Origin of the sequence: Agromyces mediolanus (assembly GCF_014648575.1) — a bacterium.
GTDB lineage: Bacteria > Actinomycetota > Actinomycetes > Actinomycetales > Microbacteriaceae > Agromyces > Agromyces mediolanus.
Genome location: NZ_BMRJ01000001.1, coordinates 1,110,575 through 1,125,605 on the forward strand (window position 1 = coordinate 1,110,575; position 15,031 = coordinate 1,125,605).

The following is a 15,031-nucleotide window of genomic DNA, read 5'->3' on the forward strand; positions in this document are numbered from 1 at the left end:
GCGATCCGTGCTCGAAGGTCACTCTCGGTCGCGGGTGCCGCCGCCGTTAGCTGCGGTGCCGCTCGGGTGCGCGGGGTGTGCACCGGGTGGGAGGAGATTCGCACCGCGGGAGGATGATTCGGCCGCTGGCATCCTCCCGACGGGACGATCTCCTCCCGGAGGGCAGGGAGGCCGGACCGGAGGAGAGAGGACGGGGCCGCTCAGGCGGTGGCGTCGAGGTAGGCGGGGCGCGGGGCGGAGGATGCCGCGGCCCCCGCCGCACCGAGCCGGGCGAGCTCGGCGGCGGTGTCGTCGCGGTCTCGGCGCAGCTCGGCGGCGCGCGCGTCGATCCGCTCGCGCAGGGCGGCGGCCCGGGCGGCGAGCTCGGCGGGCAGACGGTCGAGTCCCGCGGGCTCGGGGAGCGTGGCGGGGCCGTCCGCCGCGAGCGCCAGCTCCAGCTCGTCGAGCCATCGGGCCCAGCCCGTGGGCGGCTCCGAGGCGGCCGCCCCCAATGCGGCCGTCTCCGAGGCATCCGCTCCCGCGCCGAGCTGCGCGGCCGGATCGAGCTGCTCGGCCGGATCGTGCTGCTCGGCCGGATCGTGCTGCTCGGCCGGGCCGGTCGGCTCAGCCGACACGGGCGACCCCGCCGACCGGCGCGGCGACCGGCATCGCGGCGGCCTCGTGCCACGCCTGGCGCAGCGGCTCGAGCCGGGCCTGGCACTCGCGGGTGAGCTCCACGTCGCGGGAGATGTTCGCCCGCACGAGCGACTGGTACACGTAGTCGTAGATCGCCATGAGCCGGCTCGCACCGTCCCAGACGCGCACGTCGAGGGTGCGCTGCAGCTCGCTCACGATGTCCTGGGCGTGCAGCAGCTGCGCGCTCGCCTCGCCCCACTGCTCCGCGAGCTGGGCCTGCTCGGCGCGGTCCAGGTCGAGCAGCAGCCGGTCGTAGAGCATGGTGAGCAGCTGCGCCGGGCTCGCCGAGAGGATGGCGGTGCGCTGGTAGTCGTTCAGCCGATCGGTCATGCCGACTCCTTCCGGGCGGGGATCACTTGTTCGAGTTCGACCACGTCGGCAGGTTCGCGAGCTGCGAGGCGAGGTAGTCGGACTGCTTGTTCATGCTGCTGAGGGCGACCTCGAGCGCCGAGTAGGTGCGCTTCAGGGTCGCCTCGCGCTGTTCGAGCCGCCGCGTCCAGGACTCGATCTGCTTGTCCATGTCGGCGATCGTCGTCTGGCGCCCCTGGATCTGCTTGGTGAGCAGGCCGTCGAAGCGGTCGGCGTACCGGTCGGTGACCTCCTCGATGCGGGTCGCGACGGTGGCGAAGGCCGAGCGCACCGCGGCCGGGTTCGTCTCGAGCGCCTTCTGGAACTTCTCGGCGTCGAACTCGAGCTCGCCGTCCTTCGAGACGCTGATGCCGAAGGGGGCGATCGAGTTGCCGGCGACCGGGCCCTGGATGGCCGAGACGAGCGCCTGGCGGAGCGTGCGGATGTTCGAGTCGCTCGTGAAGCTGCCGACGACCGTGATCGGGTTGCCCGAGGCATCCGTCGACTTCGTGCTCGCGGACTTCGCGTCGATGAAGGCGAGCACGTCCTTGATCTTGTCGAGGAACGCCTGCGCGGCCGTGGCCGACTCCTTCGTGTTCGGCGCGATGTCGATCGTGACCGGGGCGGAGGTGACCTTCGAGATCGTGACGTCGACGCCCGGGAGCAGGTCGGTGAAGGTGTTCGAGGCGCTGGTCAGCTGCTGCTCGGCCGCGGTGCCGGCGAAGAGGGTGACCTGGGCGTCGGCGCCCTGGCGCAGCAGGGCCGCGCCGGGCTGATCGGTGAGCTCGGTGGCGGTGCCGGCGTCGACGTCGGCCTCGCTGCCGATGAAGACGCGGAAGGACGCCGCGGCGCCGGTCTCGGTCGAGGCGAGCTGGAGTCGCGAGAGGGCCGCGCCGCCGGCGTCGGTGCCGGCCTGGATGCGGGTGGCGCGGATGCCGAGCTCCGCGTTGTTCACGGCGCGGGCGACGTCCTCGATCGAGCTGCTGCTCGCGACGAGCTGCGTGCGGGTGCCGTCGGGGCGCACGATCGTGAGCACGGGCGGCACGCCGGGCAGGCTCGGCATCGCGGCCGAGACCATGACGTGCGCGCTCGCGACGCGGGTCACGGTGAGGTCGATGCCGCCGGCGGAGGCGCCGGGGCGGGTCGCGACCGAGACGGAGGGGTCGGTCGCGGAGGTCGTGAACTTCGACAGCGCCTCGGGCTTCGCCGCGCCCTGAGCGAGCTCCATGAGGGAGGCGAGGCGCGCGTTCAGCGAGAGCAGGTCGGTGACGACGGAGGAGGCCTTCGCCTTGCTCTGCACGAGGAGCGCGCGCGGCGCGGCCTCGGCGGCCATGAGCTTCGCGATGAGCTCGGTCGTGTTGAGGCCGCTCACGAGGCCGTCGAGGGAGATCCCCATGCGTTGCTCCTTGCGGTCGGTCGTGGTGCGGTGGAACGGGACGAACCCGGCGGTGACGGGGCGGAGTGCAGCGCCTCGGTCACCGCCGGGTTCGGTCAGGTGATCCCTGCGGCTTAGCCGAGGAGCTTCAGCACGCCCTGGTTGGCCTGGTTGGCCTGGGCGAGCATCGCGGTACCGGCCTGCGAGAGGATGCTGGCGCGGGTGTAGCTGACCATCTCGGCCGCCATGTCCGTGTCGCGGATGCGCGACTCGGCCGCCGAGAGGTTCTCGGCCGAGACGTTCAGCGTACGGATGGTCGACTCGAAGCGGTTCTGCTGCGCACCGAGGTCGGCGCGAGCGGTCGAGATCGCCGTGATGGCGGTGTCGATCGAGGTCAGCGTGGTGTTCGCGGTCGCGTTGCTGGTGACGACGAAGCCCGCACCGGCGGCGGTGCCGTCGGCCGAGGCCAGCGTGCCGACCGAGGTGCCCACGTTCGCGAGGTTGATCGCGATCGTGTCGTTCGCGGTGTCGCCCGCGCCCACCTGGAAGTTCAGCGAGCCGCCCTTGAGCAGGTCGATGCCGTTGAAGTTCACGCCCTCCGAGACGCGGTAGAGCTCGAGGCTCAGCGCGTCGGCTTCCTTCTGGATGGCGGCGCGCGACTCGGTGTTGTTCGAGTCGGAGGCGCCCTGCACCGCGAGGTCGCGCATGCGGTGGAGGATGTTGTGAACCTCGGTCAGCGCACCTTCCGCCGTCTGGATGACGGAGATGCCGTCCTGCGCGTTGCGCGCCGCGACCTTGGTGCCGGAGATCTGCGAGCGCAGGCCCTCCGAGATCGCGAGGCCCGCGGCGTCGTCGGCAGCACGGTTGATGCGCAGACCGCTCGAGAGCTTCTCGAGCGACTTCGACAGCTCGTTCTGCGTGTTGGTCAGGTTGCGGTGCGCGTTGAACGCCGCAACGTTGGTGTTGATCTGCATACCCATGGTGTGATCTCTTCCTTGATCGGTCGCGGTCCATCCGTGGACCGTCGAGAGCCACTCTCGGTCGCGGCATCCGGGTCCGTTAGCTGCGGTTCGGGCCTCGTCGCCTCCGGGGGTCACGAGGACGGCGGGGAGTCAGCGCCGCGTGGGCGCCTCGGGATCGATCCGCTACGCTCGGGATACCATCGCGTCAAGCGTGGCGACCTGGATTCCTGGCCCGCGCACCCGCACGTCGACCGTATTCGAACCGAGCAGGATCCCAATGACGAACCAGCCGCCCTCCCCGCCTCAGCTCCCGCCGCAGTTCGTGCTGGCCGCCGCTCCGCCGCCCCCGCCCCGGGGGCTCAGCATCACCTCGATGGTGCTGGCGCTCGTGTCGATCGTCTTCGGCTTCACGTTCCTGCTCCCGCTGCTGTCGCTCATCCTGGGATTCATCGGCCTGAAGAAGGAACCGGCCGGCCGCGGCATGGCGATCACGGGCGTCGTGATCAGCGGGCTCATCCTGCTCGTCTGGGCCGCCGTCTTCGCCGTGGTCATCGTGATCGGCATCGTGGCCGCCGCGAGCGCCGGGACGTCGTAGACGTTCGAGGAGCGGCCGGCGGGCGGAGATGCCGCGGCGGCCTCAGTCCGACGAGGTGCCGGGAATCAGCGGGTTCCCTGGGCCGTGAAGCCGGCCCGTCGCGGGGTCGATCCAGTTGCCGGAGCCGGTCGCCCGGTGCCAGCGCTTGTGGAACGAGAGGTCGGTGCCCTCGGCTTCGACGACGGCTGCGCCGCACAGATCGCAGATGCGCAGGAGGACGACGTCGCCGCCCGCGGTCGTGACGGAGATCTCCCCGTCCGGGAATACGACGCCCATCGGCTCCTCCTCGCGCTGCGCCCGACCATCGCGGTCAGGGTCCGAGTCTGCCATCAGTGCACGACGGGGCGCGATCGGGAGGGTCACCTGAGCCGGGCCAGGGGGTGCCCGGCTCAGGCGAGTGTGGTGCTGCGGCGCCCGCCGAAGGCGCCGCCGAGGTCGTCGAGGTACTTCTTCGCCCGCGAGGTGCTCGGGGCCGGCACCTGCAGGGGCAGTTCGGTCTCGTCCGCGAGGTACCCCGCGGCGCCGAGGCGCAGGAGGCGCAGACCCTCGCTGCGCTGCTGCGAGACGGCCGAGTGCGTGACGCCGAGTTCCTCGGCGAGCTCGGTGACCGCACGGTCGTGGAAGTAGATCTCCTCGATCACGTAGCGCAGCCGCTCGGGCAGCGCGGCGACCGCGGCGTGCGCGAACTCGATCCGCTCGCGCACGACGAGCTCCGCCTCCGGGAGCATGACCTCGGATGCCTCGTCGCCGACGAAGGCCTCGTCGTAGGGGCCGACCCGGCGGGACGCGAGGCCCTCGTACTCGGAGGCCGTCGCGCGGTCGACGCCGAGCGCCGAGGCGAGCTCGCCCGTCGAGGGGCGGCGGCCGAGGGCGGCGGTCAGCTGCTCCTGCACGGCGACCGTCTCCTTGATGGTCTGCCTCGTGCTGCGCTTCGCCCAGTCGGTGGCGCGCATCTCGTCGCGGATGCCACCGAGGATGCGCTCGCGCGCATAGGCGCCGAACGGCACGCCCCGTTCGGCGTCGTACGCGTCGACCGCCTTGACGAGGGCGACGGCGCCCGCCTGCGCGAGATCGTCGCGGGAGAGGTGGGTGGCGCTCGCGATCACCTTCGACACCAGGAAGCCCACGAGCGGCAGGTGCTCGACGATCATCCGATCGCGTTCGTCGGTCTTCACCGGGGGTCCCTCACTCTCAGTGCCGGGCCGTCGCGCTCCCGCGACGGTCACCCGGCGCTCAGTACATGCGCGGCGGCGCTCCCGCGGCCCCCGGACGCGGGGCCGGTGAATTCCGGCGCGGGATCTCTGAATCGCTTCGGCGGATGCCGCGTCGGGATCCGGTGGGGATCGCGCCGCGCAGCGGGGGAGACGGCCGGATTCGCGGGGCCGGTGGATCGGCGGCGACCACTGCGTCGGATCCGGGGGATCCGCGGGGGCCTCCGGCGATTCGGCGCCGCGCACGATGGGCGCGTGGAACACCTCGACCGCCCAGCCGGGAACGCGCAGCCCGTCCAGGCCCCGCGCGACTGGACGGTCGATCTCGCGAGCGACGACCCGCACGAGGTGCGCCGGGCCGCTGCGGAGCTCCTCGACGAGACCGTCCGGGCGGTGCGCGGGCTGCGTTCCCGCATGGGCCTCGGCGACGCCGACGTGCAGGACGCCATCGGCGAGACCCTGCTGGAGCTCGCGAAACGGCTCGAGGCGGGCCATCCCGTCCCCGGCGCGATCGTGCAGCGCGTGGCGACCACCGTGTGCTCCCGCTTCGTGAACGGGCCGGTCCGCCACGAGACGGCGAAGGCGCTGCGCATCCTGAAGGAACGCGTCGCGGCGGAGGAGGCGGTGCTCGGCCGCTCGCTGTCGAGCCGCGCGGTCGCCGCGCTCGCCGAGGAGGTGCGCCTCGGGCCGGACTTCAATCCGCGGCACCGCCCGGTGGAGCGCTTCCACCTCGTCGAGGGCTTCTCGAAGCCGCTCTCGATCGACCGCTACGACGCCGACGTCGTCGACGTGCTGCTCTCGCGGGCGGTCGACGCGCGCGCCACGAGCGACGGAACCGCGGATGCCGCGGCCGCGGGCCTCTCGGGGGCCGCCGCGGGCGGGGCCTGCGACCGGCTGCTCGACCGGCTCGAACGCGGCCGGGTGACCCGCCGCGAGGCGAGACTCGAGCTGTGGGGCGCCGTGGCCGCGGACGAGGAGCTGCCGCGCCCGACGCAGGGCCGTCTCGACCGTCGGCTCGCCGCCGATCTGCAGGCCTACGTCGAGGCGCTGCCGGAGGGGGTCGTCACGGCCTGTCGCGAGCAGCTCGACGGGCGGGAGACGCGAGCCGTGTTCGCGCTGTTCGCTCCCTTCGCCGATCTCGACGAGCCGCAGAAGGACGCGATCGCCGAAGCCCTCGCCCGCCGGGGCGGCTTCGCCACCCGGATCTGGGCGAGCGCGGTCGCGCAGGCGCAGCTGCCGGCGCGGGAGTGGTCGGCCGGCGCCGGGCTCTCACGGGTCGCGGCCATCCGTCCGCCGATCCGCGCGGTCGCGGGTGCGCGGGCCTAGCCTGCGGCCATGATCATCACCCCACCCGCGGCCGAGTCCGCGACGGGCACGGTCGCCGAGCTCTACGACGACGACCTGCGAGCCGACGGCCTCGTCTACGCGCACACCGCGGCGATGGCGACCAACCCCGAGGCGTACCGGGCGTTCGAGGCGCTGGTCCGGGCGGTCGTGCCGTCGATCGGCATCCGCCTGTACGAGGCGGCGACGCTCGGCGCGGCGCGCGCCATCGGCTCCGAGCATTGCCTGCTCGCGCACGGGCGGAAGGCGCTCCGTGCGGAGGTCGTCGACGAGGCCGGGCTCGCCGCCTTCGCCGCGGGCGACGACTCGGGATTCCGGGACGACGAGCGGCTCGTCATCCGCTACGCCGAGCGCCTCTCGCGCGATCCCGCGGCCATGACGGATGCGGACACGCAGGAGTTGCGCGACGCGGGCTTCAGCGACCGGCAGATCGTCGACCTGACCCTCGCCGCCGCGGCCCGGAACTACTTCAGCCGGGCGCTGCTCGCCCTCGCGGTGCCGGTCGACGAGGTGCCCGGGCTCGCTCCGGAGCTCGCCGAGGCGCTGCGCGCCGCGACGTGAGCGCCCTCCCCCTCTCTCCGCCCGCGGGCCTGACCGCGGGGCACGCTGGGAACGTCGTGTGCATCTCCGCCGGAGCGTGAAGTGCGTCGGTACGCTTCGGGCATGAGCGCCGCGAAGCAAGCCCCGGTTCCGAGCTGGTCGATCGTCGTGTCGTGGTCGTTCGCGGTCGGGCTCGCGATCCTCGGGATCGTGCTGGCCGTCGTTTCGAACAGCTTCTGGCCGTTGATCGCGTTCGCCGGTCTGGCCATTCCGATGACGCCCGTCGGCTCGTGGAGGTCGTCTCGTCGGGCGCACGCCGATCCGCGTTGAGCGTCACCCCGTCCGCCAAGATCTCGACCGCGGGGGCGGGGGCGGGGCCGGGATGCGGCCCCGAAGGGAGGCGGGGCGGCATCCCGGGTCTGCTGACCCCGGAACCCGAACCGGAGCGTCAGGAGACGAACATCCGCTGACCCGATCGCCCGACCGCTACCCGAGGCTGCCGGCGGCTCGACGGATATCCCACGAGCGGAGTGTAACCCTGGGGATACCACGCGGCAAGAGGGAGCCCGCGGAGTCCGCCGAAGGGGGTCGGCGGGCTCCGCGGCCCTCGACTCCGGGGCAACCCCTTGTCCGGAGCGAGGTGGGTGACCCCGCAGGCGAGCGTAGGCTGCAGTGGTTCCCCGGCGGGAATCGTTCGTGCGGATCATCCAACTCCGGCCCGTTCGATGGCCGCAGGGATACCAAAAGCTCCAATCCGTGACCATCGCTCGGCTCCTCGGCGGCCGGATCGCCAATCGGGCGCGCAGGCTTCACCGACGACGGTGCGGTGTGATTCAGTGGTCCTATGCGTGCACTGCTCCCCCGATCGTGTCCTCTCGCCCGCGACCATTCGACGCACCCGTGCCCGGTGCGCGTCGGTGCCTGAGCGGATCGCCTGGTACGACGCGGATCGCGTGCCCGACGACGCCGTCGCGCGACTGCACGCGCACTTCCGGGAGCGGCGCCCGGTCGGCGTGGTCGGCCAGGGTGAGACGCAGCGCGCGTTCTACGCCCGGCTGACCGTCACCTCCGCCGGGGTCCTCGAGGCCGAGGGCGTCGAAGCGTGGGGCGTGCTCGAGAGCGCCGAGCACGGTGCCGTGCTCGTGCCCGCCGAGCTCGCCGCCGCCTCAGCGCTGCCGGCGCTGCCGCCCGCCCTGCAGCGGCTCGCCGCTCGCGTCGGCCCCGCGAATCGGCGCCTGCGGCAGGCGAAGGACGCGACCGATGCCCGGCCGGCCGTGCAGCGGTTCCGGGAGCGGTTCATCGCGGCCGCCGTCGCCCACGCCGAGCTGCACCGCAGGCTCGAGGAGTGGCAGCCGCGGGCCGAGCGGGAGCGCGACGCCGACTGAGCCGGGACCCCGCGGGCTCGGTTCGGGCTAGGCCTCGATGTCGTCGAGGCGGTCGATGACCACCTCCAGGAGGCGGGCGAGCTCGCCGCGCTCCTCGTCGCTGAGGTCCTGCAGCACATCGGACTCGACGACGTCGGAACTGCGGATGGCGAGGCTGAACAGCTGCCAGCCCTCTTCGGTGAGGTTCACGAAGATGCGGGTGCGGTTCGTGTCGTCGGGGGTGCGTTCGACGAGTCCGCGTTCGGCGAGCTTGTCGAGCCGGTGGGTCATCGACGACGGCGCGACGTTCGTGAGGTCGGCGAGCTGGCTCGGGGTGAGCGGTTCGCCGGCCTTCGCGAGGGAGGTGACGACCGCCCACTCCCCGGCCGTCACGTCGAGGTCCGCGAGCTGTCGGACGTACCACTGGTCGAGCTTCTTCGTGAGGCTCTGCACGGCCGTGATGACGCGCTGCACGGACTCCTCGCCGCCGGCGGCGACGTAGGTCGCGACGGCCCGGCGGTGCAGCTCCGGGGCGCTCGGGATGCGTCTGGCCATCTGGGAATTCTCGCACGGCTCGTTCGGTTGCTAATATTTCGACATCGAATAGTTCGTATTCGAAGCGCGCGGATGCCTCGGCCGGTGCGGCGCCGGGGGAGCCCGTCGCGAGCACCATCCGGACCTCGGCCCGCGACGGCACCCCGTCGCGAGCCCATCGAAGCTGAGACTCTGAAAGGGGGCGCGACCCCGTGCGCGCGAAACTGCTGATCTTCGCCTCCGCCATCGGCATGCTCGGCTGGGGGGCCGTGCTGCCCTACCAGTACGCCTACGCCGCGGACACCCGCGGCTGGGGCGCGCTCGTGGCCGCCGGGGCATCCTCCCTCTTCTCCATCGGCGCGCTCGTCGCCGCGCCCATCGCCGGGCGCCTGGCCGACCGCTTCAACCCGGTGCTCGTCGCCGTCGTCGCGCAGCTCATCGGCGCCGCCGGCGTCGGCGCGCTCGCCTTCGTCGACAGCCCCGGCCTCTTCCTCGCGGGCATGCTCGTCTTCGGGCTCGGCCTCGCCGGGGCCGTGCCCGCGAAGCAGGTGCTCGCGCTGCAGTGGTCGACGAGCGACGACCGGCGCAAGGTGTTCGCCTACAAGTTCACGGGCGAGTCGCTCGGCATGGCGGCGGGGGCGTTCCTCGCCGGCCAGATCGTCGACCTCGGCCGCCCCGACGGGCTCGACGTCGGCTTCGCGATGGCGGCCGCGGGCTTCGTGCTCTCCTCGGCGATCATCGCGCTCGCGGGCCGCGGCGCCGTCGTGCCGAGCGAGTTCGCCGTCGCGGCGGTCGCCGACGGACGCCCGGTGACGGGCAGCGTCGGGGCGATCGAGGCCGCCACGGGCGCGATCGCGGCCGTCGACGTGCGTGCGGCCAAGCGCGACCGGAGCGTGGTCCGCGCCATCCTGCGCACCCCCGCGCTGCGGTGGACCGCGATCGTCACCGTCACGCTCGCGCTCGGCTTCTACGCCCAGTTCGAGTCCGGCCTTCCCGCGTACGGGCTCACCGTGCTCGGCGTCGACGCCTCGGCGATCGGCATCGCCGCCGCCGTCAACTGCATCGTGATCGTCGCGCTGCAGGTGCTCGTCGTGAAGCTCACCGCCAAGCGCAGCGCGCCCTCGCTGCTCATGGTCGTCGGCATGATCTGGGTCGTGTCGTGGCTCGCGCTCTCGGCCGCGCAGTTCGCGCCGGGCATCGCGACCGCGCTGTTCGTCACGACCTACGGCGTCTTCGCGATCGGCGAGACGATCTACAGCCCCGTGCTGAACCCGCTCACCGCGCAGCTCGCGCCGAAGGGCATGGTCGGGCAGACGCTCGGCACGATCGGCGCCCTGCAGACCGCGTTCTCGGCGGCCGGTCCGCTCGTGGCGGGCGTGCTGCTCGGCGCCGGGCTCGCCGACGTGTTCCTCGGCATGCACCTCGCCGTGAGCGTCATCGCGGTGTTCGCGGCGTGGCGGGTGAAGCGGGCGATGGAGGCGATGCCGGTGCCGGCGGCGTCCGAACGGGTCGACCCGCCGACCGCGCCGGTGCCGTTGCACTGAGCCGGGCGCGGGCCGATTCCCGCGTCGCGGGCGGCTACTCGCCGACGGTGACGAAGTCGGCGAGCGGCTTGCGCTGGCGCGGGGCGACCTCGCGCTCGCGGAGCACGTCCGAGAGCCGGTCGACGTCGCCGAGCGCGCCGATCGTGGTGATCGAGACGACCTCGTGGCGCTCGTCGAGGCCGAACGCCTCGTGGATGGCCTGCGCGTCGAAGCCGCCCATCTGGTGCGTGTGCAGCCCCTCGTGCTGCGCCTGCACGGTGAGGTGCGCGACGGCCTGGCCGAGGTCGTAGCGGGCCCACGGGCGCGGGCGGCCCTCGGCATCCACCGTCTCGGCGATGTTCACGATGAGCACGGCGGCCGAGTCGGCCCACTCCTTGTTGAAGCCGGCCATCGCGCCGTGCAGCGATGCGAAGGCGGCGGTGCCGCGGCGGGCGACGATGAAGCGCCACGGCTGCGAGTTGTTCGCCGAGGGGGCCCAGCGCGCCGCCTCGAGGATCGTGCGGAGCTGCTCGGACTCGACGACGGCCTCGGGGTCGAAGGCGCGCGGGCTCCAGCGCTCGGCGAGCGGGTCGATGAGGGGGGCCTCGGTGGCGGCCTTGCGGCTGGTGAGATCGGTGACGAGGGTCATGGTGCGGCTTTCGTGGAGGTGGAGTGCTGCCGGGACGCCGTTGACCCGTCTATTCGAACGTATCGAGTTTCGAGCCTATTCCGTGCGCGTCGTCCGGGCTGCCCGGGAGCGGGCACAATACCCGTATGGATTCCGCAGCCGACGCGCCCGCGCGCGTGCCCGCCAGCGTGCTCGCGATCGACGCCGGGCAGACCGGGGTGAAGGTGCGGCACCGCTCCTCCGCCGGCGTCGTCGAGTGGGCCGAACCGGGCGTCCGCACCGACCAGCCGCTGCCGCCGCAGCTCGCCGACGCGATCCGCGGCGCCGCCGCGCGCGGGCTCGCGGCCGAGGCGGTCGGTATCGGCACGACCGGACTGACGTCGCCCGACTTCGACGCGGAGCCGCTCATCGAGGCGGCCGCGCCGCTCGGGACGCGGGAGCTGATCCTCGCCCACGACTCGATCACCGCCTACCTGGGCGCCCTCGACGAGGCGCCGGGCGTCGTCGTGGCGGCCGGCACCGGCGTCGTCACGCTCGCGGTCGGGGCGACGACCGTCGCGCGCATCGACGGCTGGGGCAACATCATGGGGGATGCCGGCAGCGGGTACTGGATCGGCCGCGCCGCGCTCGAGGCCGTCATGCGCGCGCACGACGGGCGCGGCGAGGCGACGGCGTTGACCGCGGCCGTGCGCGAGGAGTTCCCCGAGCTCGAGGACGCGTACATCGTGCTGCAGGGCGACGGGGAGCGGATCCGCCGGGTCGCCCGCTACGCCCGCGCCGTCGCCGAGCTCGCGGAGACCGACCCGGTCGCCGCCGGCATCCTCGACGCCGCCGCGCGCGAACTCGCGCACGCCGCCGTCACCGGGCTCCGCCGGGTCGGCGAGGACCTCGCTGCCGCGCCGACCGTGCGCGCCGTCGGCGGCGTGTTCGGCTCGACCCGCCTGGCCGGTGCGTTCGAGCGCGCGGTGCGGCACGAGATCCCGGCGGTCGAGGTCGAGATCGGCTCGACCGACCCGCTCGACGGCGCCGCGCGGCTCGTCTCCATGTCGGCCGGCAATCCGCTGCGGGGGCACGTGGCCGCCGCCTCGCGCTGAGCGCGCTGACGGCGGCGCGTGGCGCGCGCGGTCAGCGCGCGGCGAGCTCCTCGCGGATGCCCGCGACGAAGGCGTCGATGTCGGCCTCGGTGGTGTCGAAGGAGCACATCCAGCGCACCTCGCCGCGCGAGGCATCCCAGTCGTAGAAGCGGAAGCCGCGCTCGCGGAGCCGGTCGGCGACGCCCTCGGGGAGCACGGCGAAGACGCCGTTCGACTGCGTCTCCTGCGAGAAGCCGAGGCCCGGCAGCTCGCCCGCCGCGATGCCGGCGTCGAGCGCGTCGCGCAGGCGGCGGGCCATCGCGTTCGAGTGCCGCGCGTTCTCGAGCCACAGCTCGCCCTCGTACAGGGCGATGAGCTGGGCGGAGACGAAGCGCATCTTCGAGGCGAGCTGCATGTTCAGCTTGCGCAGGTACTTCAGGCCCTCGGATGCCTCGGGGTTCAGCACGACGACGGCCTCCGCGCCGAGCGCGCCGTTCTTCGTGCCGCCGACGCTCAGCACGTCGACGCCCGCGTCACGGGTGAAGGCGCGCAGCGGGACGCCGAGCGAGGCGCCGGCGTTCGCGATGCGGGCGCCGTCGAGGTGCAGCTTCATGCCGAGCGAGTGCGCGTGATCGGCGATCGCCCGCACCTCCTCGACCGTGTAGGCGGTGCCGAGCTCCGTGGTCTGCGTGATCGACACGACGAGCGGCTGGGCGCGGTGCTCGTCGCCCCAGCCCCAGGCCTCCTGATCGATGAGCTCGGGCGTGAGCTTGCCGTCCTCGGCGGGCACGGTGAGCAGCTTCATGCCGCCGACGCGCTCGGGCGCACCGCCCTCGTCGGAGTTGATGTGCGCGGTCTTCGCGCTGACGACGGCGCCCCAGCGCGGCAGCATCGACTGCAGCCCGGTGACGTTCGCGCCGGTGCCGTTGAACACGGGGAACGCCTCGATCCCCTCGCCGAAGTGCCCGGCGAAGACCTCCTGCAGGCGCTCGGTGTAGGCGTCCTCGCCGTAGGCGACCTGGTGGCCGTCGTTCGCGGCCTGGATGGCGGCGAGCACGGCGGGGTGCACACCCGAGTAGTTGTCGCTGGCGAAACCGCGGAACGTCGTGTCGTGGAGCTGCGAAGTCACCGAACCATCCTGCCACCCGCTCCCTGGCAGCGTCTCGCCGGGTGGCGCACGGAATGCGCGCCGCGCGCCCCGACGACGCACGGATGCCGCGTCCCCGGCCCGCTGAGCTCGTCGAAGCGAGCTCGTCGAAGCGCGCCCCTGGTCCGCTGAGCTCGTCGAAGCGAGCCCGGCGAAGCGCGCCCGTGACGCCCGGTGGCTCAGGCCTCGACGGTCACCTCCGTGACGGCGCCGTCGCGGTCGAGGTGCACGGCGGGCCAGTAGCCCTCGGGGAAGTGCTCGCCGCAGCCGTCGTTCAGGTGCACCGTGACGGTGCCGTCGGGGTGCGCCTCGATCGTCTGCAGCTCGAGGTCGCTCGCGGCGTCGTCGAGCTCGGCGGCGGTCGGCTCGCCCTCGCTGAACCCCGTGACCACCGCGTCGCTCAGCACCCGGCGGAGCGTCGGCAGCGCCTGCACGGTCTCCGCGATCCGCGGCAGCATCGCGCGCACCTCCTCGGGTGATCCGCTCGCCGCGGTGAGCTCCACGGACTCGCCGTCGACCTCGATGAGCGCCGAGTACCAGTCGTGGTCGAGGACCTCGCCGTCGAGCAGCTCGGTACGGGCGCGCCGGAAGGCGCCGAGCTCGGGGTGGGTGATCTCGGGTGCGTCGCTCATGCCCCCACGGTAGCGGGCGCGCGCGTCGGGACGGGCGCCCCGACGACCGCGGCGATGAGCTCCTCGTAGGAGACGCCGGCGGCGGCGAACATGCGCGGCACCTGCGAGTGCGCGGTCATGCCCGGGATCGTGTTGATCTCGTTCAGCACGAGGCGTCCGTCCGGCGTGACGAAGAAGTCGAGGCGCGCGATCGCGTCGCAGCCGAGCGTCTCGAAGAGCGCGCGGGCGGTGTCCTGCAGCCGCCGAGCGGTGGCGTCGTCGATCGCCGCGGGCACCGTGAACCGCGCCGTGCCGTCGTACTTCGTGGCGGAGTCGAAGACGCCCTCGCCGTGGATCTCGAGCGGCGGCGGCACGAGCAGTTCGCCGGCCGCCGTGCGGACGACGGCGACGTCGATCTCGCGGCCCACGACGGGCTGCTCGACGAGCACCCGTTCGTCGAACAGCCGCGCTTCCGAGATCGCCGCCGCGAACTCGGCCGCCGTGCGCGCGAGCCGCACGCCATGGCTGGAGCCCGCGGTCGCCGGCTTCACGATGACGGGGCGGACGAACGGGATGCCGGCGTCGAGCTCGGCCGCGCCGTGGCAGCGACCCGGGGCGACGTCGACACCGTTCGCGGCGGCGACGAGCTTGGTGAGCTCCTTGTCCATGGTCACGGCGCTCGCCGTCAGGGGGGAGCCGATCACTCGGATCCCGGCGAGCGTCGCGAGCGCGGCGAGCGCGCCGTCCTCGCCGGGGGCGCCGTGGATCATCGGGTAGACGGCGTCGCAGTCGGCGAGCAGTTCGAGTGCCGCGGCGAGGCCCGTCGCCGGGCTCGGGCCGAGCGGGCGCCCGCGGCTGCTCCAGCAGCCGTCCCGTTCGATGCGGAGCCGGACCGCCTCGACGCCGATCCGGGCGAGCGCGGCCTCGACGGCGGCGGCGCTCGCGACGCTCACGTCGTGCTCGGCGCTGGTGCCGCCGGACACGACGGCGATGCGCCGGACGGCCCCTGCGGCGGGCTCCCTCGGGGGGTGCGGTCGTGACATGGCTGCCTCCTCGTCGTCGAGTCCAGCGGTCCGGATGTTGCGTGGGCGTATCGGAATC

General features: G+C 73.3%; 18 protein-coding genes. 7 read left to right on the plus strand and 11 right to left on the minus strand.

The window, feature by feature from the left end; all coding sequences use genetic code 11:
- Positions 1 to 200: 200 nt before the first annotated feature.
- The 4 genes from IEY71_RS05300 to IEY71_RS05315 all read right to left on the minus strand — a co-directional run bounded on the left by IEY71_RS05300 (position 201) and on the right by IEY71_RS05315 (position 3,378).
- Entirely contained in the window at positions 201 to 614 is a 414-nt protein-coding gene (locus tag IEY71_RS05300; protein ID WP_189084216.1) for a hypothetical protein, read from the minus strand.
- Complete coding sequence (gene fliS / locus IEY71_RS05305) at positions 604 to 1,005, minus strand: flagellar export chaperone FliS (protein ID WP_189084217.1); 402 nt, start codon at positions 1,003 to 1,005, stop codon at positions 604 to 606. The genes IEY71_RS05300 and fliS overlap by 11 nt, the downstream gene beginning before the upstream one ends.
- Before the next feature lie 22 nt (positions 1,006 to 1,027).
- The gene (gene fliD / locus IEY71_RS05310; RefSeq protein ID WP_189084218.1) at positions 1,028 to 2,419 is read right to left on the minus strand and encodes a flagellar filament capping protein FliD; all 1,392 of its coding nucleotides are present in this window, start codon (positions 2,417 to 2,419) and stop codon (positions 1,028 to 1,030) included.
- Between the two features lie 113 nt (positions 2,420 to 2,532).
- Entirely contained in the window at positions 2,533 to 3,378 is an 846-nt protein-coding gene (locus IEY71_RS05315) for a flagellin N-terminal helical domain-containing protein (protein WP_194483594.1), read from the minus strand.
- Between the two features lie 259 nt (positions 3,379 to 3,637).
- Here IEY71_RS05315 and IEY71_RS05320 point away from each other — a divergent pair, with 259 nt between their 5' ends.
- The gene (locus tag IEY71_RS05320) at positions 3,638 to 3,955 is read left to right on the plus strand and encodes a DUF4190 domain-containing protein (protein WP_189084219.1); all 318 of its coding nucleotides are present in this window, start codon (positions 3,638 to 3,640) and stop codon (positions 3,953 to 3,955) included.
- Between the two features lie 42 nt (positions 3,956 to 3,997).
- On the opposite strand, the gene IEY71_RS05325 is transcribed toward IEY71_RS05320, so the two are convergent.
- Both IEY71_RS05325 and IEY71_RS05330 read right to left on the minus strand, forming a co-directional pair.
- Entirely contained in the window at positions 3,998 to 4,231 is a 234-nt protein-coding gene (locus IEY71_RS05325; protein ID WP_189084220.1) for a histidine ammonia-lyase, read from the minus strand.
- A 113-nt stretch (positions 4,232 to 4,344) separates the two neighbouring features.
- Entirely contained in the window at positions 4,345 to 5,130 is a 786-nt protein-coding gene (locus tag IEY71_RS05330; protein WP_189084221.1) for a sigma-70 family RNA polymerase sigma factor, read from the minus strand.
- Between the two features lie 291 nt (positions 5,131 to 5,421).
- On the opposite strand from IEY71_RS05330, the gene IEY71_RS05335 reads away from it, so the two are divergent.
- The 4 genes from IEY71_RS05335 to IEY71_RS05350 all read left to right on the plus strand — a co-directional run bounded on the left by IEY71_RS05335 (position 5,422) and on the right by IEY71_RS05350 (position 8,435).
- Entirely contained in the window at positions 5,422 to 6,492 is a 1,071-nt protein-coding gene (locus IEY71_RS05335) for a hypothetical protein (RefSeq protein ID WP_189084222.1), read from the plus strand.
- Between the two features lie 9 nt (positions 6,493 to 6,501).
- Positions 6,502 to 7,071: a carboxymuconolactone decarboxylase family protein gene (locus IEY71_RS05340; RefSeq protein WP_189084223.1), complete on the plus strand. Its 570-nt coding sequence runs from the start codon at positions 6,502 to 6,504 to the stop codon at positions 7,069 to 7,071.
- 102 nt (positions 7,072 to 7,173) lie between these two features.
- Entirely contained in the window at positions 7,174 to 7,380 is a 207-nt protein-coding gene (locus tag IEY71_RS05345; RefSeq protein WP_189084224.1) for a hypothetical protein, read from the plus strand.
- A gap of 587 nt (positions 7,381 to 7,967) precedes the next feature.
- Entirely contained in the window at positions 7,968 to 8,435 is a 468-nt protein-coding gene (locus IEY71_RS05350) for a hypothetical protein (protein ID WP_189084225.1), read from the plus strand.
- 27 nt (positions 8,436 to 8,462) lie between these two features.
- Here IEY71_RS05350 and IEY71_RS05355 read toward each other — a convergent pair whose 3' ends face one another.
- Complete coding sequence (locus tag IEY71_RS05355; RefSeq protein ID WP_189084226.1) at positions 8,463 to 8,969, minus strand: MarR family winged helix-turn-helix transcriptional regulator; 507 nt, start codon at positions 8,967 to 8,969, stop codon at positions 8,463 to 8,465.
- 191 nt (positions 8,970 to 9,160) lie between these two features.
- Between IEY71_RS05355 and IEY71_RS05360 the strand changes: the two genes are divergently transcribed.
- Complete coding sequence (locus tag IEY71_RS05360) at positions 9,161 to 10,492, plus strand: MFS transporter (RefSeq protein ID WP_189084227.1); 1,332 nt, start codon at positions 9,161 to 9,163, stop codon at positions 10,490 to 10,492.
- Positions 10,493 to 10,526: 34 nt separating this feature from the next.
- On the opposite strand, the gene IEY71_RS05365 is transcribed toward IEY71_RS05360, so the two are convergent.
- The gene (locus tag IEY71_RS05365) at positions 10,527 to 11,120 is read right to left on the minus strand and encodes a nitroreductase family protein (RefSeq protein ID WP_189084228.1); all 594 of its coding nucleotides are present in this window, start codon (positions 11,118 to 11,120) and stop codon (positions 10,527 to 10,529) included.
- 125 nt (positions 11,121 to 11,245) lie between these two features.
- Between IEY71_RS05365 and IEY71_RS05370 the strand changes: the two genes are divergently transcribed.
- Positions 11,246 to 12,193 (plus strand): BadF/BadG/BcrA/BcrD ATPase family protein, encoded by a 948-nt coding sequence (locus IEY71_RS05370; RefSeq protein ID WP_189084229.1) that lies wholly within the window; start codon positions 11,246 to 11,248, stop codon positions 12,191 to 12,193.
- A gap of 31 nt (positions 12,194 to 12,224) precedes the next feature.
- Here IEY71_RS05370 and IEY71_RS05375 read toward each other — a convergent pair whose 3' ends face one another.
- The 3 genes from IEY71_RS05375 to IEY71_RS05385 form a co-directional block, all read right to left on the minus strand.
- Positions 12,225 to 13,301, minus strand: a complete 1,077-nt coding sequence (locus tag IEY71_RS05375) for a threonine aldolase family protein (RefSeq protein ID WP_189084230.1) — start codon at positions 13,299 to 13,301, stop codon at positions 12,225 to 12,227.
- 197 nt (positions 13,302 to 13,498) lie between these two features.
- Positions 13,499 to 13,951 carry a hypothetical protein gene (locus IEY71_RS05380; protein WP_189084231.1) on the minus strand — a complete coding sequence of 151 codons (453 nt, stop codon included), beginning with the start codon at positions 13,949 to 13,951 and terminating at the stop codon, positions 13,499 to 13,501.
- Positions 13,948 to 14,973, minus strand: a complete 1,026-nt coding sequence (locus tag IEY71_RS05385) for a D-alanine--D-alanine ligase family protein (protein WP_189084232.1) — start codon at positions 14,971 to 14,973, stop codon at positions 13,948 to 13,950. The genes IEY71_RS05380 and IEY71_RS05385 overlap by 4 nt, the downstream gene beginning before the upstream one ends.
- Positions 14,974 to 15,031: the final 58 nt, after the last annotated feature.